The 26,193-nt window shown below is 46.1% G+C and carries 17 protein-coding genes and 1 riboswitch; of the genes, 8 read left to right on the top strand and 9 right to left on the bottom strand.

Annotated features, from left to right (window positions below; all coding sequences use genetic code 11):
* Positions 1 to 42: 42 nt before the first annotated feature.
* Positions 43 to 516, bottom strand: coding sequence for a DUF2850 domain-containing protein (locus OC193_RS03640; RefSeq protein WP_048657893.1), 474 nt, complete (start codon positions 514 to 516; stop codon positions 43 to 45).
* Between the two features lie 162 nt (positions 517 to 678).
* On the opposite strand from OC193_RS03640, the gene argA reads away from it, so the two are divergent.
* Complete coding sequence (argA, locus tag OC193_RS03635) at positions 679 to 2,016, top strand: amino-acid N-acetyltransferase (protein ID WP_048663694.1); 1,338 nt, start codon at positions 679 to 681, stop codon at positions 2,014 to 2,016.
* 283 nt (positions 2,017 to 2,299) lie between these two features.
* The gene (locus OC193_RS03630; RefSeq protein ID WP_008223046.1) at positions 2,300 to 2,491 is read left to right on the top strand and encodes a hypothetical protein; all 192 of its coding nucleotides are present in this window, start codon (positions 2,300 to 2,302) and stop codon (positions 2,489 to 2,491) included.
* A gap of 52 nt (positions 2,492 to 2,543) precedes the next feature.
* On the opposite strand, the gene recD is transcribed toward OC193_RS03630, so the two are convergent.
* From recD to OC193_RS03605, 5 genes are all read right to left on the bottom strand, one after another.
* Entirely contained in the window at positions 2,544 to 4,754 is a 2,211-nt protein-coding gene (recD, locus tag OC193_RS03625; RefSeq protein WP_048663695.1) for an exodeoxyribonuclease V subunit alpha, read from the bottom strand.
* Positions 4,754 to 8,428, bottom strand: coding sequence for an exodeoxyribonuclease V subunit beta (gene recB, locus OC193_RS03620; RefSeq protein ID WP_048663696.1), 3,675 nt, complete (start codon positions 8,426 to 8,428; stop codon positions 4,754 to 4,756). The genes recD and recB overlap by 1 nt, the downstream gene beginning before the upstream one ends.
* A 241-nt stretch (positions 8,429 to 8,669) precedes the next feature.
* Positions 8,670 to 8,795, bottom strand: coding sequence for a hypothetical protein (locus tag OC193_RS03615; protein WP_260320426.1), 126 nt, complete (start codon positions 8,793 to 8,795; stop codon positions 8,670 to 8,672).
* Between the two features lie 42 nt (positions 8,796 to 8,837).
* Entirely contained in the window at positions 8,838 to 12,350 is a 3,513-nt protein-coding gene (gene recC, locus OC193_RS03610) for an exodeoxyribonuclease V subunit gamma (RefSeq protein ID WP_048663697.1), read from the bottom strand.
* A 127-nt stretch (positions 12,351 to 12,477) separates the two neighbouring features.
* The gene (locus tag OC193_RS03605; protein WP_048663698.1) at positions 12,478 to 13,473 is read right to left on the bottom strand and encodes a TDT family transporter; all 996 of its coding nucleotides are present in this window, start codon (positions 13,471 to 13,473) and stop codon (positions 12,478 to 12,480) included.
* Between the two features lie 163 nt (positions 13,474 to 13,636).
* On the opposite strand from OC193_RS03605, the gene OC193_RS03600 reads away from it, so the two are divergent.
* The 5 genes from OC193_RS03600 (at position 13,637) to OC193_RS03580 (ending at position 17,940) form a co-directional block, all read left to right on the top strand.
* The gene (locus tag OC193_RS03600) at positions 13,637 to 14,533 is read left to right on the top strand and encodes a LysR family transcriptional regulator (RefSeq protein WP_048657887.1); all 897 of its coding nucleotides are present in this window, start codon (positions 13,637 to 13,639) and stop codon (positions 14,531 to 14,533) included.
* A gap of 88 nt (positions 14,534 to 14,621) precedes the next feature.
* On the top strand, positions 14,622 to 14,915 hold the full coding sequence (locus OC193_RS03595) for a YebG family protein (protein WP_008223840.1): 294 nt from the start codon (positions 14,622 to 14,624) through the stop codon (positions 14,913 to 14,915).
* 155 nt (positions 14,916 to 15,070) lie between these two features.
* Positions 15,071 to 15,155, top strand: a riboswitch (Fluoride riboswitch).
* A gap of 194 nt (positions 15,156 to 15,349) precedes the next feature.
* Entirely contained in the window at positions 15,350 to 16,042 is a 693-nt protein-coding gene (locus OC193_RS03590; RefSeq protein WP_017068533.1) for an iron-sulfur cluster assembly scaffold protein, read from the top strand.
* Positions 16,043 to 16,066: 24 nt separating this feature from the next.
* Positions 16,067 to 17,056, top strand: a complete 990-nt coding sequence (locus tag OC193_RS03585; protein WP_048663699.1) for a GGGtGRT protein — start codon at positions 16,067 to 16,069, stop codon at positions 17,054 to 17,056.
* A 242-nt stretch (positions 17,057 to 17,298) separates the two neighbouring features.
* Complete coding sequence (locus OC193_RS03580; RefSeq protein WP_048663700.1) at positions 17,299 to 17,940, top strand: MarC family protein; 642 nt, start codon at positions 17,299 to 17,301, stop codon at positions 17,938 to 17,940.
* Positions 17,941 to 18,024: 84 nt separating this feature from the next.
* On the opposite strand, the gene ushA is transcribed toward OC193_RS03580, so the two are convergent.
* Positions 18,025 to 19,725, bottom strand: coding sequence for a bifunctional UDP-sugar hydrolase/5'-nucleotidase UshA (ushA, locus tag OC193_RS03575; RefSeq protein WP_048663701.1), 1,701 nt, complete (start codon positions 19,723 to 19,725; stop codon positions 18,025 to 18,027).
* Between the two features lie 503 nt (positions 19,726 to 20,228).
* Here ushA and dapD point away from each other — a divergent pair.
* Entirely contained in the window at positions 20,229 to 21,260 is a 1,032-nt protein-coding gene (gene dapD / locus OC193_RS03570) for a 2,3,4,5-tetrahydropyridine-2,6-dicarboxylate N-succinyltransferase (protein WP_048663702.1), read from the top strand.
* 98 nt (positions 21,261 to 21,358) lie between these two features.
* On the opposite strand, the gene OC193_RS03565 is transcribed toward dapD, so the two are convergent.
* Together OC193_RS03565 and purL are read right to left on the bottom strand one after the other, a co-directional pair.
* The gene (locus OC193_RS03565; RefSeq protein WP_048663703.1) at positions 21,359 to 21,892 is read right to left on the bottom strand and encodes a DUF3332 domain-containing protein; all 534 of its coding nucleotides are present in this window, start codon (positions 21,890 to 21,892) and stop codon (positions 21,359 to 21,361) included.
* A gap of 264 nt (positions 21,893 to 22,156) precedes the next feature.
* Entirely contained in the window at positions 22,157 to 26,068 is a 3,912-nt protein-coding gene (gene purL / locus OC193_RS03560) for a phosphoribosylformylglycinamidine synthase (protein ID WP_048663704.1), read from the bottom strand.
* Positions 26,069 to 26,193 lie beyond the last annotated feature (125 nt).

The raw sequence follows: 26,193 nt of genomic DNA, 5'->3' as shown, positions 1-26,193 counted from the left end.
GATAACACAATCTTAGATTGTAAGAGTTTACAATAAGATAACCTACCGGACGGAGTTATCGATGTGACCTTTAAGGCGGAAGATAGGGTTATAGTGGCTGTCAGAATCGAGCACCATTTCTGTATTGTCAGAATTAGTCATGCGGTAGCGATAGGTCTTTTCACCGGCCTTATATTCGAAGTAGTGGCCATCAAAGTCAAAGTTCGTCGAGATAACAGACCCACGAACTGACACACCATTAGCATTCAGTACAAACTCATCTGTCGCATAATGTGCAACATCCTGCTCTATCCAAGTACCATATATTAGATGATCAGGCGTCGCCGCATCTTGCACTCGGGAAAGCACATCACCGAATAAAGAAACCACAGCAAATGAACCCACCAAGGCTAAAACCATTAAGCAGCGCTCAATGATCTTACGCTTCAACTTAGATTGATTGCGCTGATCTGCTTCACTGTAGAGGCCTTTGGTTATCTCATCGATTTTGTTCTTTGTAGCTGGAACTTGCTGCATTCGTTTACGACTCATAAGGATGCTATGCGCATTCTACACTGAGACAGTTTATATATTGAAGTCTAGATAAGAATAGTTTGCGCTTTATTCCAAAAAGGTGTTGTTTACATTTGAATTTAAATGCTAAATTAACGAATAAATAAACACAAATGGACTTGTTCTGTGAAATTAAGAAGTACAGCGCTAGTAAAAGGTTTCAGACAATCAACCCCTTACGTGAATGCTCACCGTGGCAAAACCATGGTCATTATGCTGGGAGGCGAAGCTGTTGCCGATAGAAACTTTGGTAACATTATTAGCGACATTGCCCTACTCCATAGCCTTGGCGTGAAGATTGTTCTCGTTCACGGGGCAAGGCCACAGATCAACCAACTGCTAGAAAAACAAGATTGCCATACGCCTTATCACAAGAATATTAGAGTCACCGATGAATACTCTCTGGGTGTTGCTATGCAGGCAGCTGGCCAGCTACAACTAGCCATAACTGCTCGCCTTTCAATGAGCTTGAACAACACCCCTATGGCAGGCACTCAACTCAATGTGATGAGTGGTAACTTCATTACCGCGCAACCGCTAGGTGTCGATGATGGTACAGATTATTGCCACAGTGGGCGTATTCGTCGAATCGATATAGAAGGGATTAATCGCACACTTGACCAAGGTTCCATCGTCCTTCTTGGGCCTATAGCTAGCTCCGTGACTGGCGAAAGCTTTAATCTGCTTTCTGAAGAAGTCGCGACTCAAGTAGCCATTCGTTTAAAAGCCGACAAGCTGATTGGATTCTGCTCCGAACAAGGGGTAACAGATGAAAGCGGCAATGTACTCGCCGAACTCTTCCCTAAAGACGCCAAACAAATTCTAGAACGCTTAACAGAATCTCAAAAACCTGCCGAAGACATGAGCACAGGAACGCTGCGCTTCTTGAAAGGTGCGATCTCAGCGTGTCGTGCAGGCGTACCTCGTTGCCATCTAATCAGCTACAAAGTCGACGGCGCATTAATCCAAGAGCTGTTCTCTTTTGATGGTATTGGCACCCAAGTGGTCATGGCGAGTGCAGAGCAAGTAAGACAAGCTCAGATTGACGATATTGGTGGCATATTTGATCTCATTCGTCCTTTAGAAGAACAAGGCATCTTGGTTCGTCGTTCAAGAGAGCAATTAGAGCAGGAGATCCACCGCTTTACCATTATCGAAAAAGACGGACTGATCATTGGTTGCGCGGCGCTATACGCCTACCCGGAAGATCACATGGCAGAGATGGCGTGTGTTGCAATCCACCCTGATTATCGTGATGGAAATCGTGGGCAATTACTGCTGGATTACATGCGCCACCAATCAAAATCTCGCGATATCGACCAAATATTTGTTCTAACGACACACAGCCTTCATTGGTTCCGTGAACAAGGTTTTTACGAGATAGCAGTTGATGAGTTACCGATGGAAAAACAAGGGCTATACAACTATCAGAGAAACTCAAAGATCCTGGCGCTCAACGTATAAATAAAGTTTTTGGAGCGGAATCTCACTTCAAAATAAAAATAATTGCAAACGTAATCGTTTTCTATATGAGATTTATTAACTATGCACTTTAACTCACACGCAAAATTGTATAGAATTTAGTCGCTTTAACAAAATAACAAATGTTTTTATTGGAATTACCATCTCGGTTGTCATATCAAATGCATTGAGGTGGTCACTGCACGGATTGCTATACCCGTTGACGGTCAGCACGCTAACATTAGCTCTGCTCGTTAATATAAACAGCAAAAAGAGCAACATTGATATGAGAACCATTGTTTGTAACTCGCTGCAAAGTTTTTGGGATATGGCTGATAACCAATTCTTAGAAGGGCTAGACGTACACTGCGTGTTCCCTGTGAGCGAGAATCTAAAAGAGTTTATTTTGAATTGCCAAGCAAAATACAAGATAAACCACATATCGTTTACTCGAGCGTTTTTAGGGACTGATTCCTAGCACGCTCAAAGCAACCAGGGATGGTTGCTTTGTACATGTACCTCAATCACCTTTAGCTAGTTAAGCGACTGCCTAAACCACTCACTCGCTCTGTTTTCACCTTAATCCCACGCTTCAATACATTAGTATCACTGAACATCATCAGTTGTTTTTTAGCACGTGTAATACCTGTGTAGATAAGCTCTCGCGTCAAAATTGGACTGAAATCTGGTGGCAGAATCATTAAGGTCAAATCAAATTCACTACCTTGAGATTTATGAATTGTCATCGCATAAGCCGTTTCATGCTCAGGCACTCGGCTTGGTAGTACAGCTTTCACGCTGCCATCAGGCAGTTCAAAATAGACCTTCAAACGAGGAGTTGATTCAGGTTGGTTTGAATCCGATTCAAGCATGCAGATACCAATATCACCATTGTATAAACCCAAGCCATGATCGTTACGCGTTACCATCACAGGTCGCCCGTGATACCACAATTCATCGTTGTGTGGATTCACTAAACGTCTTGCGGCAAGCGCTCTTTCAATACGATGGTTGAGACCTTTAACACCAAAATCACCTTCACGAATAGAGCACAACAGTCGGCATTGGCTAAACAAATCGAGTACCGATTTGGCTCTCGCTTCTTGAGTTTCTAACTCTTCCAACGGCACGTTCATTCTATTGAGGTACGCACCATACTCATGAACCAAAGTACGTAGCATCAAGTTGTAGCTGTCACTCGATAGAGGATGATTTTCAATATCGCCAAACCCTTTGGCAAACACTTGGTCTACTTGATTCGCAGAGCCGTTATTGATTGCTTTTGCTAACTGCCCGATACCTGAACGTGCATCGAAACGATAACTCTTCTGCAGCATACACAAGCTATCTGCAATCTCCGGAGGATTAACGGCTCCCGCTTTTGCTTGTTGTGTATTGGCTATCGCATCAAAGCCTGTCATCTCCGCAATCAAGTTGCCTTGCACCGTGCTATAGCCTGTTGAATTAAATGAGCAGATATCACCTAACACCGCGCCCGCCTCAACAGAAGCGAGTTGGTCTTTATCACCCAACAAGATAAGCCTTGCGTGTTCAGGAAGTGCATCCACCAGCTTATACATCATCGATAAATCAACCATAGAGGCCTCATCCACCACCAAGATATCAAGGTGGAGTGGATTGCGTCGGTTATGTCTAAATTCAGCACGGTTAGGAATCGCGCCGAGTAATCTGTGTAAGGTACTCGATTCAGTTGGTATGTTGACTTTCACTTCAGGCGCTAATGGCAACTGTTCAATCGCTTTACCAATCGACTCAGTTAAACGCGCCGCCGCTTTACCCGTTGGTGCCACTAGCTTAATCGTTGGTGTTTTACCTTGGCTTAATGATTGCTCGACCATCGCCGACAGTAATTTGGTTACCGTGGTCGTTTTACCGGTACCCGGCCCACCGGAAATCACCGCAAAGCGACGACTCAGCGCCACCGCTGCCGCCACTTTTTGCCAGTTCAAACATGCCGATAACGGTACCAAGCTGTCTAGCACATCTAAGTCTGTTACCTGCTTGGCTTGGATAATCGCTTGGTCGATTGCTCCCCAATCTAGAGCCTGCTCATTCACAATATCAAGATGATCACACACCAATTGTTGGCGTAACACCTGAGACGTTTGTTGGCTTGCTTCAGCCTTGGCTAAGGCGTTAAACAGGAAGTGATAGCTGCGTGCAAAGAGCTGATTGAGTGTTTCCGTCAGCGCCTTTTTCTGTTCAATATTGAACTCTACTGGCTTACTTAAACGGTTTAACGTGTCAGCCAGTACAACCTCGTAGTTCCAGTAACGCTGTAAGTAGACACGCTGTCCATCAAACATCAGCGGCTTAACACAGTCATTGGTTGCTCCAACTAAATTGGACGATTGAAGTACCGCCAACCAATCAATACCTAACAACTTTTGATTCAATTGCAGGGCCGTTTCACCGTACAAACCAAGTAACTGGGCTAGATCTGCCGTTTGTGCAGGGCCTGTCGTATGCTGCTGTATAAGCTGAGTACAAATGTGCCCTTTGCCTAATTCATGACTCACTACCCCCGCGAGAAAGCCGATTTCTTGAGAGTAACTCGTGGCTTGCTGAGCAATAAAACGGGCAAACTGATAATCCAACTGACGAATCGAACCCTTATCTGCAAGAAACTTGAGTACATCCATGAGTTGCTCAGGAATAAGTGAAACTGGCTTCGTTGTGTTCGCTGTTTCTATGCTGGTATTAGTGGTCGTTGTTGTCATTATAAAAGCCCCATCTGACCAGTTTCATCGTCATTCAATTGTGCTGAACGTCTGTCTATCACTTTACCGTCAATCAATTGATCCATTTCATCAAGTAACGCCAGTGTTGGTTTCGCCGAGAAAATACCTTGCTGAGATTGGCCGTCTATTCCTCGTAAGAACAAGTAGTACACGCCGCCAAAATGTTGTTCGTAGCTGTAATTGGCAACGCGGCTGCGTAAGAAACGGTGCAACGCCAATGCATAAATTTGATATTGCAGATCATAGCGATGGTCGGCCATCGCCGATTTCAATGCCTCGCCATGGTAGACGGCAACATCATCACCTAAATGATTCGATTTCCAGTCAAGAACATAGTATTTACCTTGATGCTCGAACACCAAATCGATGAAGCCTTTCAGCATACCTTGCACGGTTTGAAAACCTAGGTCGCCCGCTTTGGCTGACAATGGATCATGATATTGAATGGTTTGATTCAACTCTGATGAGGCCAATACTTCAATTGGCAGTAAGAACTCCATCTCAACTAAGCGTTGTGTTGAGTCTTTCTCGCTTAGTTTTAAGTTCTTGCCGTCTAATGCGGTGTTCAGCACTGTATCGACCAGTTGCTGAAGCACAGGTAGCCACTCTAATTCATATTGCTCTGATTCTAATAAGTGAGTGATTACTTGCGTGTTATGTTCACTGGTTGCTGGCTCGGTAAATTCAACGTCCTCAAACAAGGTGTGTAAGAAAGTACCCGGACGAGCACCACGAGGGAACGTAAAGATAGAGCGTTCAGGTTCAATTAACTCAGACTCACCCTGCTCATCAGCCGAATCAATATCGAAGCCAGACACCTCAATGGTCGCGTCATGGCTCGCGCTGTGACTGCCTTGTTTTACAAGCCCCGAATAACTGGTGATTCGCCAGGCTCGGTCAATTGAAGCCTTGAGTTCATTAGCATGTAAGTCTTCACTCACTTGCTCTGTTTGTACAAACACTTGCTCATGAGCGGTTGGCGTTTCGGCTAACAGCACACTTGAATTTTTTCCTTCAATGGCCGCTAGAGCTTGGTGCAATTCGGCAATACCTTGCTCTTGTCCGTTTTGAACCAAATAGCCCATCGCACTCAAATGCACGCCGGTCGGCTCTTTGGTTGAACGCCCTTTACGCAGTGGCGCCATACCAATGAAACAGCCATAAACCGCACGAGTCAACGCTACATAAATCAAACGTAAATCTTCCGCCAATCGCTCTTTATCGGCTTGGGCTAAGGCACTGTCGCTACCGGTAATATCTAGTACCGTGGTATCTGAGTCATGGTCGTAGAACTTGCCTTCGCTCGCTTCTCGGTAACTCGCGACAAATGGGAGGAATACTAAGTCATATTCCAAACCTTTCGATTTGTGAATAGTAACGATTTGAACCAAGTTTCTCTCTGACTCAAGACGCTGAATGTCATCCTCACTCCCGCCTAAACCATTTTGAGCATCGGAAATCGCTTCTGCTAGCCAACGTAGCAAGCCATAATCGCTATCGAGCTCCTGCCTTGCTTTTTGTAGCAATTCGCCAATGTGCATCAAATCGGTAAGTGAGCGCTCACCATTTTCTTCTTCCAGTAAGCGTTCCGCGAGATGTCGCTTGCTGATAACGCTACGCAGCATTGGTAGCACGCCGCGCTGTAGCCACAACTTACGATATTCTCGAAATTCGTTAACGACGTTCTCCCACACCACTTCATCGTTGTTGAGTTCATCCAATGATGCGGCATCCAAAGCAAACAACTCAGAGGCCAAGCTCGCGCGTAATGCACGATCATTTTCTGGCGTCAGCACCGCTTGCAGTAAGCGTTGAATATCTTGCGCGACTAGGCTGGTAAACACACTGTCTCGGTTCGACAAATACACGCTCGCAATGCCTTGTTCCGACAACGCGTTCTTAATCAAGCGACCCTCACTACCGGTTCTAACCAAGACAGCAATATCCCCCGCATTCACGGCATGTTGTTTTTTGCCGTTATCAAAATAGGCTTGCTGGTTTTGAGAAGCGGTCAGAATGGTTTGAATCTGACTCGCCGTCGCCTCAGCCATCGCCTTGTGATATTCGCCTTTTGGTAGTGGCTTGTCTTCAGCCTCTTGCAGCCAAAATGTGAGTGCGCGCTGAGTTTCTCCCTTCATCACCCATTGGCGCTTATCAGCCGATGGACTGGCAGCAACAGGCAGGAATGGAATATCTTGATCGTAGATAAACGGACTGTCCGAATTCATAAACACTTGGTTTACTGCACTGACCATATCGGCACTTGAACGCCAGTTAGTACCCAAAGTGTAGTGAGCACTAACTTGGTTTCTCGCCTTGATATAGGTAAAGATATCTGCGCCACGGAAGCCATAAATAGCCTGCTTCGGGTCACCGATCATAAACAAGCCACATTGCGGGTTATCGAGATAGATTCGGCTAAAAATACTGTATTGCAGCGGATCGGTATCTTGGAATTCATCGATCATCGCAACCGGGTAGAGTGTGCGAATTCTTTCCACTAGCAATGATTGCTCATCGACATCAATCGACGCAGATAACTGAGTCAGCAAGTCATCAAATGATAACCACTGCTTCTGCTGTTTTGCCTTGGCTAGCATAGTTCGACAGTGAGTAATCGCATGCGCCAATAACGGGGCTTTCAGGTTTGCAGGAGAATTTAAGAAGTCCTCAATCGCTTCGAAAACTGCGTGCTGAGGTACAGTGCCTTTCGGTGTTTTTTCAAGTAGAGTAGCTTGAGAGAACTTCTCTAGTTTATCTGGGAACTGGTAATCATGGGTGTCGCTCTGCGCCCATGCTGTGACCGCTTCTAACCATGTTGGCAGAGACTTCTTGGTGTAACTGCGCTTGTTCACATCTGAACTTGAGATCAAAGCCAAAAAGTCCGCTTCAGACTCACACCACAGCGCTTTGAGTTGCTTCACTTTGTCTAGGTTCTGCTTGTGCAGAGTTTGTAAGTCACCCGACATCGCTTCTACGGTTAGCTTCAATGGAGAACCCGTCAGATAACGATTGACGTCTGCTAATAACGCAGCCGGTGAGCCCCAAATATTACGAACCTCACCAGCCAGTTGAATAGGCAGCGGGTAAAACTGCTTACGCCAATAGTCAGCAACCACTTGCGCTTTCAGGTGACTTTCATCGGTCACAAATTCATTATCAAAACGGCTTCCAGACTCAAAGGCATTTTGAGTCAACATTCGCTGACAGAAGCCGTGAATGGTGTAGACAGCCGCTTCATCCATTTGCCTTTCCGCATTAAGCAGTGTTTTCGCAGCGCCAGCGTGGTCTTCGATCTCTTGCAACAAAGGAGCAATCACTGGGTCATCACTTTGCCCGCGAGCAAACGCTATGCGTGCATCATGGATTCGGGCACGAATACGATCCCGCAGCTCTGCGGTTGCCGCTTCGGTAAAGGTCACTACCAGGATTTGATCTACGGTCAGTGGCTCATGGTGTCGGGTAGCTTCTGTAAGCTCACCTTGTGGTGCTGCCGTGCCGTGCCCGAGCAGTAGGCGTAAGTACAGGCCGGCGATGGTAAATGTTTTACCCGTGCCCGCCGATGCTTCAATTAAACGCGCGCCATGAAGTGGAAACGTCATGGTATTGAGTGTCTGTGGAGCAATTACCTGAACACTGCTTGTGGTCGTCATGCCTTACTGCCTTCTGATAAATATGTTGTTACAAATGTGACCTAGCGTGGAAAACGTCATTCAATTTACGTCCTACGCTGATTTGTTAATAGTTAGTGCGATCTCTCTCACGGATCAATTCAGATCGCCTCGCTACTATGCGCCCACGAGTTCAGGAGCGCGTACGAGTTTTGTACTTTACGGCGTTACTTTGAACCACAGAATAATGGTCCCTCTGACCTGTGGCCGTACAGCGAACGCCCTACACTAATAATGATTTACTGGCGGCCACTTTATTTCCTGTACCTTGCTTCTGTTCACCTTGATTCCCTTCACCTGGAAAGTAAGCACCCCAAATGCTTACCAGCGACTCTCTTTCGTTTTTCATTAATTCAGCGCACACGCTACTGATCTTGTCGATCACAGCCACTTACTTCTGATCTTCCAGATCGGCAGCAGCCAACCTTGCCGCCTGTAACACAAGCGTTGAATACATACGCGACTCAGCCGCCAGCTCCTCGTCCCACTTAGGCCAAATACGCGAGATGTAGGTATCTCGACCCTCGCCCGTGAAAGCGAAGCTATCATTAAAAGTATCGACCATTTTCTTGAGCGACTTCTCTTCATCATCGACCCATTTACCACGGCTAAAGCCCGCTTCAACGCCGGCCAAGGCGGTTTTCGGGAAATACGGCAGTGGTGCAGTCATACCTTGATAGAACAGTCGCACTAACTCAGCTAATAAACTCTTCGCCTGCTGCGCATCGCCGATAGGTTGTAGCGTTTGGTGAACCACGCCTTCTTTTCTGTCATAGCCAATAATATGAGTCGTTTTGCCGTGCCCCATCACCGCACAACACAAGTGATCGACCCACGCAGCCAAGTAATCTTGCGAGCGAATTTTGCCACTACGGAAACGCACTAAACCCGATTGATAGTTTTGAGTCAGCCAACCCATCAAACGAACCGGTTTGCCCTCACCTAGTACGTCAAATTCAATATTTACCTCGAGATCTTGTTGTGGCTGCCCACTTACAAATCGAATCTCTTTGGCTAAGTCTTCTGCTTGAACGCGGTTGGTTTCAAATTCGATATCACCAAAAGCGCCAACCGGTAATCGACCTTGAGCTTTTTGCTCAGAGACAAACAAGCGAACCGCTTCATCCGCCCCTTCAGGATGATCGAGTAATACTTGAAGCAAAGCGTCTTTTAGTTGGAAACTTTCTAAACCATTAAGCACGAACGGTTCATCGTCTTCCATTACCGGAAGCGGGGGCTCAAACACCACTTTTAGGCGGCGATTAAAGAAGTATTGCACTGGCAAGCGCCAGAAACGCTGCAGCTCAACCAAATCCAATTCCAATGGATAGGTCGCACCAAGCAAATAGTCATCCAAGGCACGATTGAATTCACCACTGCGTTCACCGGAACGGTTAGCCGCAGGAAGCCATTCTTTGGCGTAACTCAGCACATGGCTTGAATCACCTTGAGTAAAGGCAGCCGGGCTAAATGGTGTCATGGTGTGTTCAAAACTGATCGCTTGAGTCAGCTTGATACCAGAATCATCACTTGGTAGCGCTTGGTCTTCACTTAGGCAGTAGTTCTGCTGGCAGTACTCAATCAACTCTGAAACCAATACCGACGGCACTCGCTCAGTATTATCTTGAATCGAACGGCCGACATAGCTTATGTACAAACATTCTTGCGCTGACAACATCGCCTCTAAGAATAGGTAGCGGTCATCATCACGACGAGAACGGTCTCCGGGACGAGCTAGACTCTTTTTGCCTACGCCATTCGGCGAGCGAGTTTGGGCGCTCATCAAATCAAAACCTTCCGGTGGCATTGAGCGCGGGTAAACACCATCATTCATGCCTAATAGACAAACGGTTTTGAACGGAATAGAACGCATCGGCATCAGCGTACAGAAGTTAACTTGTCCCGCTAAGAAACGCTGACTAATACGCGCGCCCGACAGTTTATTATTCAAGTACTGATAGATAATGCTTGGCGATAGCTCTTGTTCGTACAAGGCATCATCAAGCTGTTCATTCAGTTGAGAAAGTGCATCGCGAATCGACTTAAGCACCACCTCACCTTCTAACTCAACCGCAAAGAAATCATCAATCATTTGCAGCAAGGTTTCACGCCACATGTCGATAGATTGCGTCTCAGCAAGGCGTTGACGGTAATGAGCAATGCGGTCAATAAAATGCGCTAACTTACCTGCAAGTTCGGCGTTAATGCCCTGAACTTCGTTATAAGCGGCAATTGGAGAGTGTTCAGTTTCAAACAAACCTGCAGAATCCGACATCGCATAGCCCAGTAGCATTCGCTGGATACCAAACAGCCAAGTATTTTGCTCCGTGGCAGGCAAATCAAACTCGGTTGCCGTAGAAGAATCGACGCCCCAACGGATACCCGCTTCTTCAACCCACTGCTTGGCTTGCTCAAATTGAAATTCATCAATACCAAAGCGTGCCATCATCGCTGGGATTTCTAGTAGCTCCAACAACTCAGAAGCTAAACAACGCGTGTTCGGTAGCGCGACCAACTGCATGAACGCGGTCAGAATTGGGCTCTCTTGGTCTGCCGTTCTATCCGAGATCGAGTAAGGGATATAACGCTCACCCGGAGCATTACCAAATACCGCCTGAATCGCAGGGCTGTAAGCATTGATATCTGCCACCATCACGATGATGTCGCGTGGCTTTAATGTCGGGTCAGAGTCAAACATTGCTAACAGTTGGTCATGGAGAACTTCAACCTCGCGCATTGGGCTGTGGCAAGCATGTACAGTCAACGAGCGATCGCCCAGTTCAACCACTTGTTTGTGGTTGCTGGAGTCTAAGATGTGATCGTCTTGGTGTTCTTCTAACTCAAGAATATCGGCTTGCAGTTGATGCAGCAGACTGTCTCTCTCAACATCAATAAAGAACTCATGCTCTTCACTGTCTGATTGAGACAGCAAGAACAGGTTATCTCTGCCCAGTTTACCCATAGACGCAAGTAAGCTATTACCGACCGCTTGGCTGGTATGCAGTTCGTCTTCAATATTGGCTTCAATGCCATCTTTCAATGGTGAGGCTTCGCCTTCAAGTAGAGGTAAACCATCAACCAAAGCAAACTGCTTACGACGCTGCGCTTCCACTCTAGCCAAGTATTTACGGTCACGAATATCGCCCCAGTAATGTTGGCAAGGGTTGGTAAACATCAGGTGCACATCAATCTGCTCACCCAGTGCTTTCAAAGCATCCATGTAACGAGGAGGCAGCGACGAAATACCAAACACAAACAGACGCTTAGGTAAGCGCTGTAGCTGACCTTGTTGGTTGGCTAGCGCTTCAATGAAGTCGTGATACAAGTTGCCACGGTGATACTTTGATTGACCTTGAGAGAGGGTCTGATCATAAAGCGCTTTCCACAAAATAGGCTGCCAAGGGTGTTCTTGCTGCCCCTCACTATCTACAAGTTCTGTAACGGGCTCTCCCGCTTCCCACATCGCCATCCACTCAGGTCGATACACCAAGTAACCATCGAAGATATCGGCAACTTTCTCTGCCAATTGATACAGCTTAGAGTCATCTTCGTCGTTTTCAAGATAGCGCTGTAGGGGTAAGAAGTCAGGATGGTCAAGCTTCGCGGGTAGCAAACTCATCAGCTTCCACGTCATCGCTTCTTTATTAAAAGCACTGCGTTTCGGTACATCAGGAAGCACTTGGGTAAACATATCCCAAATGAAGGTTGCTGGGAGAGGAAAATCGATATTTGCTGCTACACCAAACTCTTTGGCGAGTTCCATCTTAAGCCATTGAGACATACCCGGGCTCTGAACCAAGATCTGCTCTTTTTCGAAAGGATTGGCTAAAGGGTCACTTTTGATTAAGTGAACGAGAAGGATTTTTAAAGTATCAACTTTATTGGAATGATAAACAGTAAACAAAGTGCACTCACGCTAATCTTGCCACAATATACTGCCAGATTAGCATAAGTGCTGAGTTTGGATGAGGAATATAAGCTTATGAAATACCGAAAGCTTAAGCTTCGTTTATCTTTTGAACTATTGCCTCTTACAATCTACCCGCTACCGCGCCTAAAACACGATGAGGTTTGTAGTTCATGTAGTAACGAACAGCGACATAACCCACAACCAACGTAGCCACAATCAATTCAAGATACGCTAGGCCAAACACTTGATTGATGTAATGCGCTTCAATACCTTGTGCTTGCATCCACGCAGCCAGTTTAAACAAGGCTGTTGCACCAATCACGATTGGGAAGGTAAACGCTGCATAACCAGGGCTAAATGGAAGACGAAGTAGTTTGAAAAACGCCATATAGATAATGAACGTCATCAACACTGCAATACCAAATAGTAAACCAATGATCACAGGTGAAGGGCTAGCAGTAACGGTTAAGTAACCCGCCAAAGATAGGCTTGCCGGTGCTGCCATAATCGCAATCGTTGGTTTTGCAGCATCTGGCACTTCGTGAGAGAAGATCAAACGGTAAACCATGATTGGTAGCATTACTGCGTAAACCAATAAGCCGAATACCAAAGTCGCGTTAGCTACTGGCTCTAAAACTGGATTACCAGAGAAAGAGACGTCAGCGACGATAATACCGATCGGTGGCACAAACCAGCTTGGCACCATGTGGTGAATCTCAAAGTTTTTAGCTCTGTGGTACAAAAAGCTCATTAGAAACACAACGTGCAAAGCCACAGAAGCCAACCACATAGCTTCTTGTAAGAATTGAGAGATTGGCGCCAAAGACGCTGACACCACCATGCACCCCATTGCAAATGTTGGTACCACACTGCCGACAACAGGATGAGCAAGATCTTCACGCAATAGATGACCATGAGTCAAAAATTTCACAGCTAAAACAAGAAGCAATACCGCTGCAATAGCTGCACTGATCCACTGCACTAAGCCTGGGGTGTGCAAAATACCTTGTGCGACTAAAACGCCATCCCAGCACCAGCCTAAGCTTGCGATTGCTAGCGCTAACCCTGCCATGGGTGTTGGAGCTCCTGTTAATCTATATTTAATACGTTGAATCATGTCAGCCTCTCTTAAACTTAATTCACTAAACTTGTGAACTCATCAGCTTGTTGAAGCCATAATACGCTTGCGCTTCGTTAAACAATATCCAATTATATATAACAAGTGTTCATCAATACTGAACAGAACCCGTTTTCACCAGCAGAGCAAAACTAGGAATTTGATGGCTAATATTTCAATTAAACAACTCAAAGTGTTTGTCACCATTACCCAGCATTCGACGCTTACCGCAGCATCAGAAGCGCTGTTTTTGTCTAAAGCTGCGGTCAGCATGGCACTAGGCGAAATGGAGAAACAACTCGGCCACTCTCTATTTGACCGGGTCAACAACCGATTAATTCTCAACCAAGAGGGACATAAGTTACTTCCTTTGGCTGATGAAATACTTCACCGAGCTGCGGGTATTGATGTTTTGTTCCGTGACGACCAGCCTTTAAGTGGCAATTTAAAGGTCGGCGCGAGTGACACGATTGGTAATCAGGTCGCACCGTTTATTTTGTCAGGTTTTCGTGAACGAACTCAGCACCAGGATCAAAGCTTGTTCATTTCAAACAGTGCACTGATCTGTCAAAAGTTGGTGGATTATGAACTTGATATCGCGCTAATTGAAGGAAAAACATTACACCCTGAACTCATTTCGAGTCAGTTTAGCAGCGATGAAATGTGTATTATTGTTAGTAATCAACATCCTCTCGTTTCAAAAGAAAAAGTAACTTTAAGCGATTTAGAAGGCAGCCATTGGATTCTACGTGAATCAGGCTCAGGGACTCGCGAGTTTTTCCTTCGTGCCGTCGCACCACGTATCGAACACTGGTATGAATCTTTTGAACTCAACACGACAGAGGCGATCATCAATTCGGTTTCTGCCAATCTTGGATTCGCGTGTTTATCACGATTGGCGGCGCAACGAGCGATTGATTCAGGCCGGGTGAAAGCGCTCGATGTGCCACTCGACATGAAACGACGTTTCTGGATGCTGGTACATAAAGACAAATACCAGAGCCCGCTGCTGAAATCTTTCATGAGTTATTGTGAAGACTGGGCTACACATCAAGATTGAGGCCGCATAGTTGGGGCTCCAACTGGACTTTTAACATCAGAAACTGTATAAAAAGCCAGTAAAATTTATCAAACTTAGAGGATTAACCATGGCTGTTATCGTCAAGTACGTGGTGGAACGCAACGGAGAAGAGAAAATGACTTTTACCTCTAAAGCCGAAGCTGACGCATACGACAAAATGCTGGATATGGCTGATGAGCTTTTTGAACTGTTAGGCAAAAGCGATTTAGTTGAAGATGAAGGCAAGCAAGAAGAACTTGCAATGTACCTAGCGAAGAACAAAGAAGAAGTTCTTTACGCATTAGGTGCTAAGCGTAAGCCAGCTCCGAAAAAAGCTAAGAAGCTTGAAGCTGTTGAAGACGCAGAAGAAGATGCAGCTTAACTAGCTGATACCTTTCTAAAAAACGTCAATGACGCCTCTAATCAGAGTTCGTTATTGGCGTTTTTTTATACTTTTCGAAATATAATGAAGCTTGTTTATAGTCGAAATCGCTCTAAACATTCGCTTGCACAAAAGTGTGATAAAGATCTAATCTATAGCCATCAGGTGATGGGGTTCCACCTAAGCTTTTGCTTCAACCGCCCGTTCTTTTCGAACAGTGCTAATGACTCCTACAGAATCGAAAACAGGTAATACTGTTGGATGTATCGCTATTCCTCCATTTTGAAATGGACTTAGTCTATTGAGACCAAGACCCATGACACCTTTGGATTATCGATACTCAAGATCTGTAGTGAATTAGCCGCACCTCTTCCAACACGTCCTGTTTTCTCAACGCCCTAGGTCTTAAATGGCTCTACAAGTGAGAAAACATTATGCACTACTCTTCAGAAATTCAATCAATGTGCCCTATTCAAAGGGGTGACCTTCACAATTCAGCTCCAATTCCAGTTGAAGGCGCAATGGTTAGCCCAAAAGATGTCATCGCTATTTCTGGCTTAAGCCACGGTGTTGGCACTTGTGCACCACAACAAGGTGCTGCAAAACTGACTCTTAACGTAAAAAATGGCATCATCGAAGAAGCACTAATCGAAACGATTGGTTGTTCAGGCATGACTCAATCAGCCGCGATGGCCGCTGAAATCCTCACCGGAAAAACTATCCTAGAAGCACTTAATACAGACTTAGTATGTGACGCTATCAACGTAGCGATGCGCGAAATCTTCCTGCAGTTTGTTTACGGTCGAACTCAGTCTGCTTTCTCTGAAGGTGGCCTAGAAATCGGCGCAGCATTGGAAGACTTAGGTCAAACACAGCGCAGCCAAGTCGGCACCAGCTATTCAACCTCAGCGAAAGGCGTACGTTACCTAGAGCTTGCAGAAGGTTACGTGACCAAGCTTGCACTTGATGATCACAGCGAAGTGATTGGCTACGAATATCTCAACCTCGGCAAAATGATGAAGGCGATTAACCAAGGCGTGCCAGCGAATGAAGCGGCCGACCTTGCGACTGGGACTTATGGTCGCTTCGACGAAGCCGTGACCACGATTAACCCACGCCAACAATAATTTTTGCCAATTTAGAGGAAAGATATGATGAACACTCAATTTAATGAATCAGTAACTCGCGTATTGGCAGAAATGCACTTCGACTCTTTAGAGCAAGCAAACCAATACTGTCTATCACACAATGTCGATCCAAAAGCGCTGGTGATGGACACTCAACCTATCGCTTTTGAAAGCGCCGCTGACGCCTACACTCTTGGTGCAGCATTGGCTCTGTTCCGTAAAGCGAACAACGCTGAACAAGCAGCGAATATTATTGGTGAAGGTCTTCAAGCATTCACAAAACCCGGTAGTGTTGCGGAGCAACGTCAAGTCGGTATCGGCCATGGCGCACTGGCTGCACGTCTACTAAATGAAGAGAGCCACTGCTTTGCTTTCCTTGCTGGCCATGAGTCTTTTGCTGCTGCAGAGGGAGCAATCAAGATTGCACTGAACGTCAATAAATCACGCAAAACACCATTGAAAGTTATTTTAAACGGTCTAGGTAAAGATGCCGCTTACTTGATCTCTCGCATCAATGGCTTTACCTATGTTCGCACTCAGTTTGATTACCAAACAGGTGAGCTAGTTGAAACAGAACGTCGCCGCTTCTCACAAGGCCCTCGTGGCGAGATCTTATGTTACGGTGCTGATGATGTACGTGAAGGTGTTGCAATCATGCACAGAGAAGAAGTGGATGTGAGTATCACGGGTAACTCAACCAACCCAACACGCTTCCAACACCCTGTAGCTGGTATCTACAAAGCAGAACGCACTCGCCAAGGCTTACCTTACTTCTCAGTCGCTTCAGGCGGCGGTACCGGTCGTACATTGCACCCGGACAACGTAGCCGCTGGCCCTGCGTCTTACGGCATGACAGATACCATGGGCAGAATGCACGCTGACGCTCAATTTGCAGGTAGCTCTTCTGTTCCAGCTCACGTCGCCATGATGGGCTTCATCGGCATGGGTAACAATCCAATGGTCGGTGCTACAGTTGCATTGGCTGTCGCTGTGAGTGAATCTCAAAACGCATAGCGCCAAAACGAGCTCCACCGTCGGCCTGTTGTATAGAGGCAGTTGTGTCGAGCTTAATAATTGAGAAACTCGCAATAACGCGCGACCAAAACTCTACACCTATCACTAAAATCAAACAGCCAGCCTTATGCTGGCTGTTTTTTATTCACACTTGCTCTACTATCTATTTCTAATAATTATTTGTATCTAAGATTAAATACACTAGCCATTAGTATTTAACTGCATCTTTTCAAAGGAATAATATGAAAGAGCTCATCATTCATACCATTACCGTGTTCATGGGCTTTTTTGCCATCATGAACCCAATCGCCAATACGCCAATCTTTCTTGGATTAACCGGTGACAATGACAGGGAAACGGTCAAGTCCATCGCCTTCCGTTCAGTGTTTATCGCATTCGTCATCGTCAGTACGTTTGCACTCTCTGGCAAACTGATCTTTGACCTCTTTGGTATCACGCTTTACGCACTGCGTATCACGGGCGGTATTCTGGTCTTTTTGATTGGCTTTCACATGCTACAAGGCGACTCAACACACGCCAAAGCGAAAGAGAAAGTCAACTCAGATGCCCAACGAGACGCGGCGCTAAGCATCGCAGTTTCACCTTTAGCCATGCCAATTCTGGCAGGCCCCGGCACTATAGCCACCGCGATGAACTTCGCCAGCACTGAAGGCATTTACGAGACCATCATAACCATCGTCGCGTTTGGTCTACTGTGTACCTTAACCTACGTGTTGTTTGTATTCGGCGAACGCTTCGTGAAAGCCGTTGGGCCAAGTGCACTGAATGTGATTACTCGAATGATGGGTTTGATACTAGCGGTAATCGGTATGCAGATGTTGATTGAAGGGATTGAGCAGGCTTACAAAGCGCTGTTTATCTAACGTCTAATTCCACTAAGTTTTATACAAAAATAGCCAGCAATTTGCTGGCTATTTTCTCTGTCGCTTTTGTTTACGGATTATAAATTAGTTAGCTGGACAGCCTTTCACGTCTACTCCATTACTCCTATAGATTAGATCACCATCCACTGGTGCGTAATTCGCAGCAGTGACATTTGGGTTCTTAACAAAGAATTCGCGCAGTACCGAAGCATCCGTTAACTGTGTCGATTCAACGTCAATTACCGGGTAGTCATCACCACCAGCAGCACTGAAGCTGATCACGGAGAAAGTGTAGGTAGCTGCCAAGTCAAAGCCTTTTCCGTTGATGTCTCGAATAGTCACGTCACTCAAATCACAATCAACCGTTAAGCTAATATTGTCGAGTTGGGCATAAGCACCAGATCCTGCTGTCTTCGTCGCAACAACGTCCAAATACGCTTTTACTTCAGCTCCCGTCATCGTAGCTTTAGTCACGAAATTCCCGAAAGGTTGAACCGTCAGTACATCACGATAAGCAATATCCCCCGCCGCAATTGAGTCACGAACACCACCCGAATTCATTACACCAAAGTCAGCATTCACCAATTCATAAGTGCGGTATGCTTCTCCTAACAAATGACCAAGATTAGTTTGTTCTGAACGAACAACATCACGATCACCTTCAAGCTTCGCATCTGTGTTCGAGATAACCTCATCAAGCAACTCTTGTCCTTGCTGTTGATACGCAGAAAGCGTCGCAATCACAGTTGAATCAGGTTCAATTTCAGCTTGGATAAACTGATAGTCACCATTTTCATCCTTCTCTTTTAAGTTCACCGGAACCAGATCGTATTTCGCTAAATGTAATTTACCGTCATAGAATTCAAAGTCAGCTCGACCTACATACTTACCCCACTCATGAGCTTGCATGATATAGGTACCATTTTGCTGATCCGGCTTACAATCATCTCCCGGATTAAAGTCTGCGTATTCATTACCTTCCATACAAACAGGGTTTTGAGAGTGGCCGCCAATAATGGCATCCAATTGCCCTTCCTCCAGTGAACGAGCAAGCAACACATCACCAGGCGCTTCACTACCATGTTGACCATCGGCGTAGTGCCCCATATGCGTGGTAGCAAAAATCAGATCAACAGTTTCATTGGCCTCAATTTCTTTTATGGCTTTTTTGATTTCAACTTGTGGGTCGGCAAAGTGAATTGTCGCGACGTTGTCAGGGTTAACCAACTTCGCCGTGTCTTTGGTTGTTAGGCCAATAACAGCCACTTTTAACCCATTAATAGTGAAGACTTTATATGGAGAGAAAAGGCGTTCATCAGTAACTGTGTCTCCATCTTTGATATAAATATTCGCCGCTAGCATTGGGAAATCAGCTAGCTCAGACTGCATCTCAAGCACATCCAGGGTGTTGTCGAACTCATGATTACCTAATGCCATTGCGTCGTAACCAAGAAGGTTCATACCAACAAAGTCTGGTACTGCGTCCTGCATGTCAGACTCAGGCACTCCTGTATTAATATCACCACCGGACAATAGAATGGTTTCACCACCGTTTTGGGTGACTTCAGCTCGAATGCTATCGATCAAAGTCTTGCGAGCAGCCATTCCGTACTCACCCTTACTGTTCTCCCAAAAACGACCGTGGTTATCGTTGGTATGTAAAACAGTAAACTTGGTACAAGAAGCAGCAGTGTCACATGTCACTGCTGTATCATTGCTGTCCGAGCCACAACCAACCATCGCCACGCCGATAGAGAGCACCAGTAAAGACTTAGTAAAATTCATAGAAGATCCTTTATTAATCGTTTTAATGTCGTTATGGCTGGAAATATACTTAATTAATATAGGGTTATAGTGATCTTCATCTTAATTACGCAGCTGAAGATTTGAGTATTTACTCGGACTGTAGGCACAAGCGATTAATCAACAGAACTCGATTAATTCCGATACTAAACAGATATTTATAAAGAATTTGTGACTAGCTCTATTGATATAGCGAACAAGAGACTTCTTTCTAAGTGCAGATTTGGGATGAGAATGGAGCGGTGCAAAGCAGCTTAAGCAATGATCAATACAATAAGCTCAGAGAGTAATATCCGGATAATGAAAAACATCTCTCAAAAGACAAGCAATATCATTTTACAGACTTTATCCCGATGCGCCCTTTCATAACGAGGGCGCTCTCTTTATGATGAACGCAATTAAATTAACTTTGCTAACGACAGCGCAGGTTATTCGAGCCGCTGTTATAAAATAGCAAATCAAGACTCAACACATGGAGATTCAACATGGCTTACTTTTCACTAGCCTTCGGTACGGCAACCAAAAACCGCGACAATAAAATCATTGAAGCGTTCTTCCCTAACCCACTTCTAAACCCAAGCGACGCTCTTGTTGCGGCTGTTGGTAAAGTTGCAGGTTACACTGAAGGCAACCAAGCTATCGAAATCTCTGCAGCACAAAGCGCAGAACTAGCGAAAGCATTCGCAGCAAACGACGATGCAGCAAACGCATCTTTCGCAGAAAAAGCAGCAGCATCTGAGCAGCCACTTGTTCTTGTTGTTCTTGCGACTGACGAAAAGCCAGCATCAGTTGCTGAAGGCTTCCTTAAGCTGCAACTTATCTCTAACCGCCTAGTTCAACCACACGGTACAGTACTAGACGGCATCTTCGGTCTACTGCACAACATCGCATGGACTAACGAAGGTCCAATCGATCTTCCTGAGCTAGCTGAGCGTCAAATCGAAGCACGCCTAGCTGGTCGCGCTCTATCTGTAGATTGCGTAGACAAGTTCCCTAAAATGGTGGATTACGTGGTACCAACAGGTATTCGTATTGCTGACACTTCTCGTGTTCGTCTTGGCGCACATGTGGGTGAAGGCACAACGGTTATGCACGAAGGTTTCATCAACTTCAATGCAGGTACAGCTGGCGTAAGCATGGTTGAAGGTCGTATATCAGCAGGTGTTGTTGTAGGTAACGGTTCAGACATCGGCGGCGGCGCTTCTATCATGGGTACTCTGTCTGGTGGCGGTACTATGGTTATCTCTATCGGCGAAAACTGCCTACTAGGCGCAAACGCGGGTCTTGGCTTCCCAATGGGCGACCGTTGTACTGTTGAGTCTGGCCTTTACGTAACTGCAGGTACTAAGGTTCGCATGCTAGATAAAGAAGGCAACGAAGTAGAAATCATTAAAGCTCGCGATCTAGCTGGCGTTTCTGATCTTCTGTTCCGTCGCAACTCGATCACTGGTCAAATTGAATGTCTAGCGAACAAGTCTGCTGTTGAACTGAACAGCGAGCTACACAGCAACAACTAATTTAAGCGCTAGATGCTAAATTACTAGATACTAAAAAATACGAAGCCGCTGGGGTTAACTCCAGCGGCTTTTCTTTTATCTGTAGATAACGAAAGTCGTTACACCTTCTCTGCGGCTAACTGCTCTAGAGCCTGGATAGATGTTTCTGATACTAGCGCACCATCCATGTAGTAGCTGACCTTATCGCCATCACGAACACCCGTCAGAACGGCTTTCTGGCCATCGTTGTAGGTGATGTCCATGCGAATGGTGTTCTCATCGATTTGTTGCATCTCACCCCATTCAATCTGGCGATTATTGAAACCAAGTGGCGCTTCTTTTAGTGAATCATCAAGGCTGTCGTTCACATCAATCATGGTGTCGACTTTGCTATCAAAGATGTGAGGCGCGCCTGTGAGTGGGTTTTTACCCGCCCAGAATTCGATTGAGTTAAAGACAATGTAATCGGCTGCGGTGGTTAGTGCGTAAACCGGAGCAAGCAAGAAGTTGACACCCGCACGAGCGTAACGGTTATCCACCACCTCAACGTTGAACTTCATTAGTTTCCCAGTAACCGCGTTACTACCTACACACCCAGCTAACGACATGACAATCGCTGCCACTGCAACGGCTTTTGTAATTGTTGTTTTCATAGATCCCTCTTATGCCACGATGATTGATTCAGTTTTTGCATAGCCGAACGAAGCTTTCCTTGCTCGAATACAAGAGCTATTCGCCTAACAAATTGATTCCATAACATTTAGCGTAGTGGAGATTTTTAGAACAGCAAACTGCAAACCTCAATTATTTCGCATTAGTTCCTAAATCTTAGGAAATAAAAAAGCGCAAACCTTTCGATCTGCGCTTTTCATTTTTGATTAACCTAGCCTAGATTAATGCGACCTGTAAGAAAGTGATTAACCCACATTCTTACGTGCGTTTTGGAACATACGCATCCAAGCGCCATTCTCGCCCCAACCTTCCGGAGACCAAGAGTTTGCAACCGTACGGAATACACGCTCTGGGTGCGGCATCATGATAGTCACGCGGCCGTCTGTAGTCGTTAAACCAGTGATAGCGTTTGGCGAACCGTTCGGGTTGTTCGGGTATTGCTGCGTTTGGTTACCGTTGTTATCAACGTAACGTAGAGCAACCGTACCTGAGTTTTCAATCGCGTTTAGGTGGTCGTTGTCACGCACTTCTACGCGGCCTTCACCGTGAGAAACCGCGATTGGCATACGAGAACCTTCCATGCCGTTGAAGAATACAGAATCAGACTTCTGAACTTCAACTAGGCTGAAACGAGCTTCGAAACGCTCTGATTCGTTGCGAACGAAGCGTGGCCAGTACTCAGCACCCGGGATAAGTTCACGTAAGTTAGATAACATCTGACAACCGTTACACACACCTAGAGAGAAGGTATCTTCACGCTTAAAGAAGTTTTCAAACTGGTCACGAGTCGAGTCGTTAAACAGAACCGACTTAGCCCAACCTTCACCAGCACCTAGTACGTCACCGTAAGAGAAGCCACCACAAGCCACAAGGCCGTTGTACTCTTCTAGTACCGCTTGACCCGTTAGGATGTCGCTCATGTGAATATCAGTTGCTTCGAAACCTGCACGGTCGAATGCTGCTGCCATTTCAACGTGAGAGTTGACGCCTTGCTCACGTAGAATCGCCATCTTAGGCTTAGCGCCTGTGTTGATGAACGGCGCCGCGATATCTTCGTTTACGTCGAAGCTCAGTTTCACGTTCAGACCTGGATCTGAGTTGTCTTTCTTCGCTTCATGTTCTTGGTCAGCACAAACTGGGTTATCACGTAGACCTTGCATCTTGTGCGTCGTCTCAGCCCAGATAGTACGTAGTTCAGTACGGTTACGTTCAATTACTACAGACTCACCAGACTTAATCACTAGCTCATCAGAAGCTTCAACAGAACCAATGACATGTGAACACGCTTCTAGGCCATTTGCTGCAAGAGTAGCAAGTACTGCGTCTAGGTCATCATTGCGAACTTGGATTACTGCACCCAGTTCTTCGTTGAAAAGTGCCGCAAGCGTATCTTCGCCTAACGCCGCAATATCAGCGTTAACACCACAGTGACCTGCGAACGCCATTTCTGCTAGCGTTACGAATAGACCACCATCGCCTTTATCGTGGTAAGCGACAACTTGGTCGTTCGCTACAAGTGCTTGAACGCCTTCGTAGAAACCTTTTAGTTGTGCTGCGTTGTCTACGTCAGCTGGCTTGTCACCAAGTTGCTTGTAAACTTGCGCTAGTGCCGTTGCACCTAAACGGTTTTTGCCATTACCTAGGTCGATAAGCACTAGTGAAGTGTCGCCTAGTCCTTCAAGGTTATCAGGGGTGCGAAGCTGAGGTGTGATTGTCTTACGAACATCTTCAACACGAGCAAATGCAGTGATAACAAGGGATAGCGGAGACGTTACTTCTTTCTGCTCGCCGTTCTCTTCCCACTTAGTCTTCATAGACATTGAGTCTTTACCAACAGGGATAGTTAGACCCAGTGCTGGACACAGCTCTTCACCGACGGCTTTCACCGCTTCGTAAAGACCTGCATCTTCACCTGGGTGACCCGCTGGAGACATCCAGTTAGCCGACAGTTTAATGTGTTTGATATCGCCGATATTGGTCGCTGCGATGTTTGTGATTGCTTCACCAACCGCTAGACGAGCTGATGCGCCGAAGTCTAGTAGGGCCACTGGCGTACGCTCACCAAGAGACATCGCTTCACCGTGGTAAGAGTCGTAACTTGCAGCCGTTACCGCACAGTTAGCAACAGGAACCTGCCATGGGCCAACCATTTGGTCACGAGCAACAAGGCCAGTTACCGAGCGGTCACCGATGGTGATAAGGAATGTTTTCTCTGCAACAGTTGGTAGACGAAGAACACGGTCAACCGCTTCGTTCATTTCAATACCAGAGCGATCAATCGCAGGGTTGTTCACTTTTAGTGTTATCGCGTCACGGTGCATCTTAGGTGTTTTACCTAATAAAATGTCCATTGGCATGTCGATTGGCGTGTTGTCGAAGTGTGAATCTTCAAGCTTAAGTTCACGCTCTTCAGTTGCCTTACCAACCACTGCGTAAGGTGCGCGTTCACGCTTACAAATAGCGTCGAACGTTGCCATATCTTTATCAGCAACAGCCATAACATAACGCTCTTGAGATTCGTTACACCAGATCTCAAGTGGGCTCATACCCGGCTCATCGTTTGGCACGTCACGTAGGTTGAAGATACCGCCACGCTCGCCATCGTCTACTAACTCAGGAAGTGCATTTGAGATACCGCCTGCGCCCACATCGTGGATGAATGCGATTGGGTTCGCATCGCCTAACTGCCAACAACGGTCGATAACTTCCTGACAACGACGTTCCATCTCTGGGTTTTCACGTTGTACCGAAGCGAAATCAAGATCTTCAGAAGAAGAACCAGAATCCATTGAAGATGCCGCACCGCCACCAAGACCGATGTTCATCGCTGGACCACCTAGAACGATAAGGCTTGCACCTACTGGGATCTCTTTCTTCTGAACGTGCTCGTCACGGATGTTACCTAGGCCACCAGCTAGCATGATTGGCTTGTGATAACCGCGTACTTCTTCACCTGCGTGAGAGTTTACTTTCTCTTCGTAAGTGCGGAAGTAGCCAAGTAGGTTTGGACGACCAAATTCGTTGTTGAATGCCGCGCCACCAAGAGGACCTTCAAGCATGATATCCAATGCAGTAACGATACGGCTTGGCTTGCCAAAGTCAGTTTCCCAAGGTTGAACGAAGTTCGGGATCTTAAGGTTAGATACAGAGAAAGCAACAAGACCTGCTTTTGGCTTACCACCAATACCTGTTGCGCCTTCATCACGGATTTCACCGCCTGAACCTGTCGATGCGCCCGGCCACGGAGAGATTGCCGTTGGGTGGTTGTGCGTTTCAACTTTCATCAAGATGTGTGTTTTCTCTTGGTGGTAGTTGTACTGGCGAGTTTTTGGATCTGGGAAGAAACGACCTACTTCAGAACCTGTCATTACCGCTGCGTTATCTTTATAAGCAGACAGAACGTGTTCTGGTGTCGTTTCAAAGGTGTTCTTAATCATCTTGAACAATGATTTTTCTTGCTTAACGCCGTCGATAGTCCAGTCAGCGTTAAAGATCTTGTGACGACAGTGCTCTGAGTTCGCTTGTGCAAACATCATTAGCTCGATGTCAGTCGGATTACGACCTAGCTTCTCAGTGAAGCTTTTAAGAAGGTAATCGATCTCATCTTCTGCAAGTGCAAGACCTAGGGTAACGTTTGCTTTTTCAAGCGCTTTACGTCCGCCAGCTAATAGGTCAACTTCCGCATAAGGAGCAGGCTCAGCAACCGTGAATAGTGCCGCCGCTGATTCGAAGTCAGTGAAAACCACTTCCATCATACGGTCGTGCAGAATCGCTTTCAGCTCAACAAGTTGAAGCTCAGAAAGTTCAGAAGAGGTTTCAATGTAGAAAGCAGTACCGCGCTCTAAACGTGACACTTTAGCCAGTCCGCAGTTGTGTGCGATATCTGTTGATTTTGAAGACCAAGGCGAGATAGTGCCCGGGCGTGGCGTTGCAAGCAGCAGTAAACCTTCAGGTTCATGCTCTTCAATCGTTGGACCGTAAGTCAGTAGCTTTTCTAGCTTCTCAACTTCAGACTCATCTAGGTCTGCCGTTAGATCAGCAAAGTGGGCAAACTCAGCGTAAATACCTGTTACAGGTAAGCTTAATTCACGACAAAGCTCTAAAAGCTTGTTAACACGAAACTCAGATAGAGCTGGGGAGCCACGCAAAATTCTCATGTGCTTACGTCTCTTATGCAGTTGATTAAGGTAGTATTGGAATAAATTCAGTGGGTTATAGGAACAACCTAACTGTTTTCTTCGAAGCTATTCCCGAAGGTTGCCAAACCTATGCCGATTCCACC

This window comes from Vibrio crassostreae (genome assembly GCF_024347415.1).
GTDB classification, from domain to species: Bacteria; Pseudomonadota; Gammaproteobacteria; order Enterobacterales; family Vibrionaceae; genus Vibrio; species Vibrio crassostreae.
The sequence above is the reverse complement of the archived record's forward strand: the minus strand, read 5'-3'. Positions and strand labels throughout refer to the sequence as shown.

Coding starts and splice junctions, on each gene's coding strand:
- OC193_RS03600 (WP_048657887.1), top strand. CDS start 13,637: ATGGCTAATATTTCAATTAAACAACTCAAAGTGTTTGTCACCATTACC.
- recB (WP_048663696.1), bottom strand. CDS start 8,428: ATGACGACCACAAGCAGTGTTCAGGTAATTGCTCCACAGACACTCAAT.
- dapD (WP_048663702.1), top strand. CDS start 20,229: ATGGCTTACTTTTCACTAGCCTTCGGTACGGCAACCAAAAACCGCGAC.
- OC193_RS03565 (WP_048663703.1), bottom strand. CDS start 21,892: ATGAAAACAACAATTACAAAAGCCGTTGCAGTGGCAGCGATTGTCATG.
- purL (WP_048663704.1), bottom strand. CDS start 26,068: ATGAGAATTTTGCGTGGCTCCCCAGCTCTATCTGAGTTTCGTGTTAAC.
- OC193_RS03605 (WP_048663698.1), bottom strand. CDS start 13,473: ATGATTCAACGTATTAAATATAGATTAACAGGAGCTCCAACACCCATG.
- ushA (WP_048663701.1), bottom strand. CDS start 19,725: ATGAATTTTACTAAGTCTTTACTGGTGCTCTCTATCGGCGTGGCGATG.
- OC193_RS03640 (WP_048657893.1), bottom strand. CDS start 516: ATGCAGCAAGTTCCAGCTACAAAGAACAAAATCGATGAGATAACCAAA.
- OC193_RS03580 (WP_048663700.1), top strand. CDS start 17,299: ATGAAAGAGCTCATCATTCATACCATTACCGTGTTCATGGGCTTTTTT.
- OC193_RS03615 (WP_260320426.1), bottom strand. CDS start 8,795: ATGAAAAACGAAAGAGAGTCGCTGGTAAGCATTTGGGGTGCTTACTTT.
- OC193_RS03590 (WP_017068533.1), top strand. CDS start 15,350: ATGCACTACTCTTCAGAAATTCAATCAATGTGCCCTATTCAAAGGGGT.
- OC193_RS03585 (WP_048663699.1), top strand. CDS start 16,067: ATGATGAACACTCAATTTAATGAATCAGTAACTCGCGTATTGGCAGAA.
- recD (WP_048663695.1), bottom strand. CDS start 4,754: ATGACAACAACGACCACTAATACCAGCATAGAAACAGCGAACACAACG.
- OC193_RS03630 (WP_008223046.1), top strand. CDS start 2,300: ATGAGAACCATTGTTTGTAACTCGCTGCAAAGTTTTTGGGATATGGCT.
- OC193_RS03595 (WP_008223840.1), top strand. CDS start 14,622: ATGGCTGTTATCGTCAAGTACGTGGTGGAACGCAACGGAGAAGAGAAA.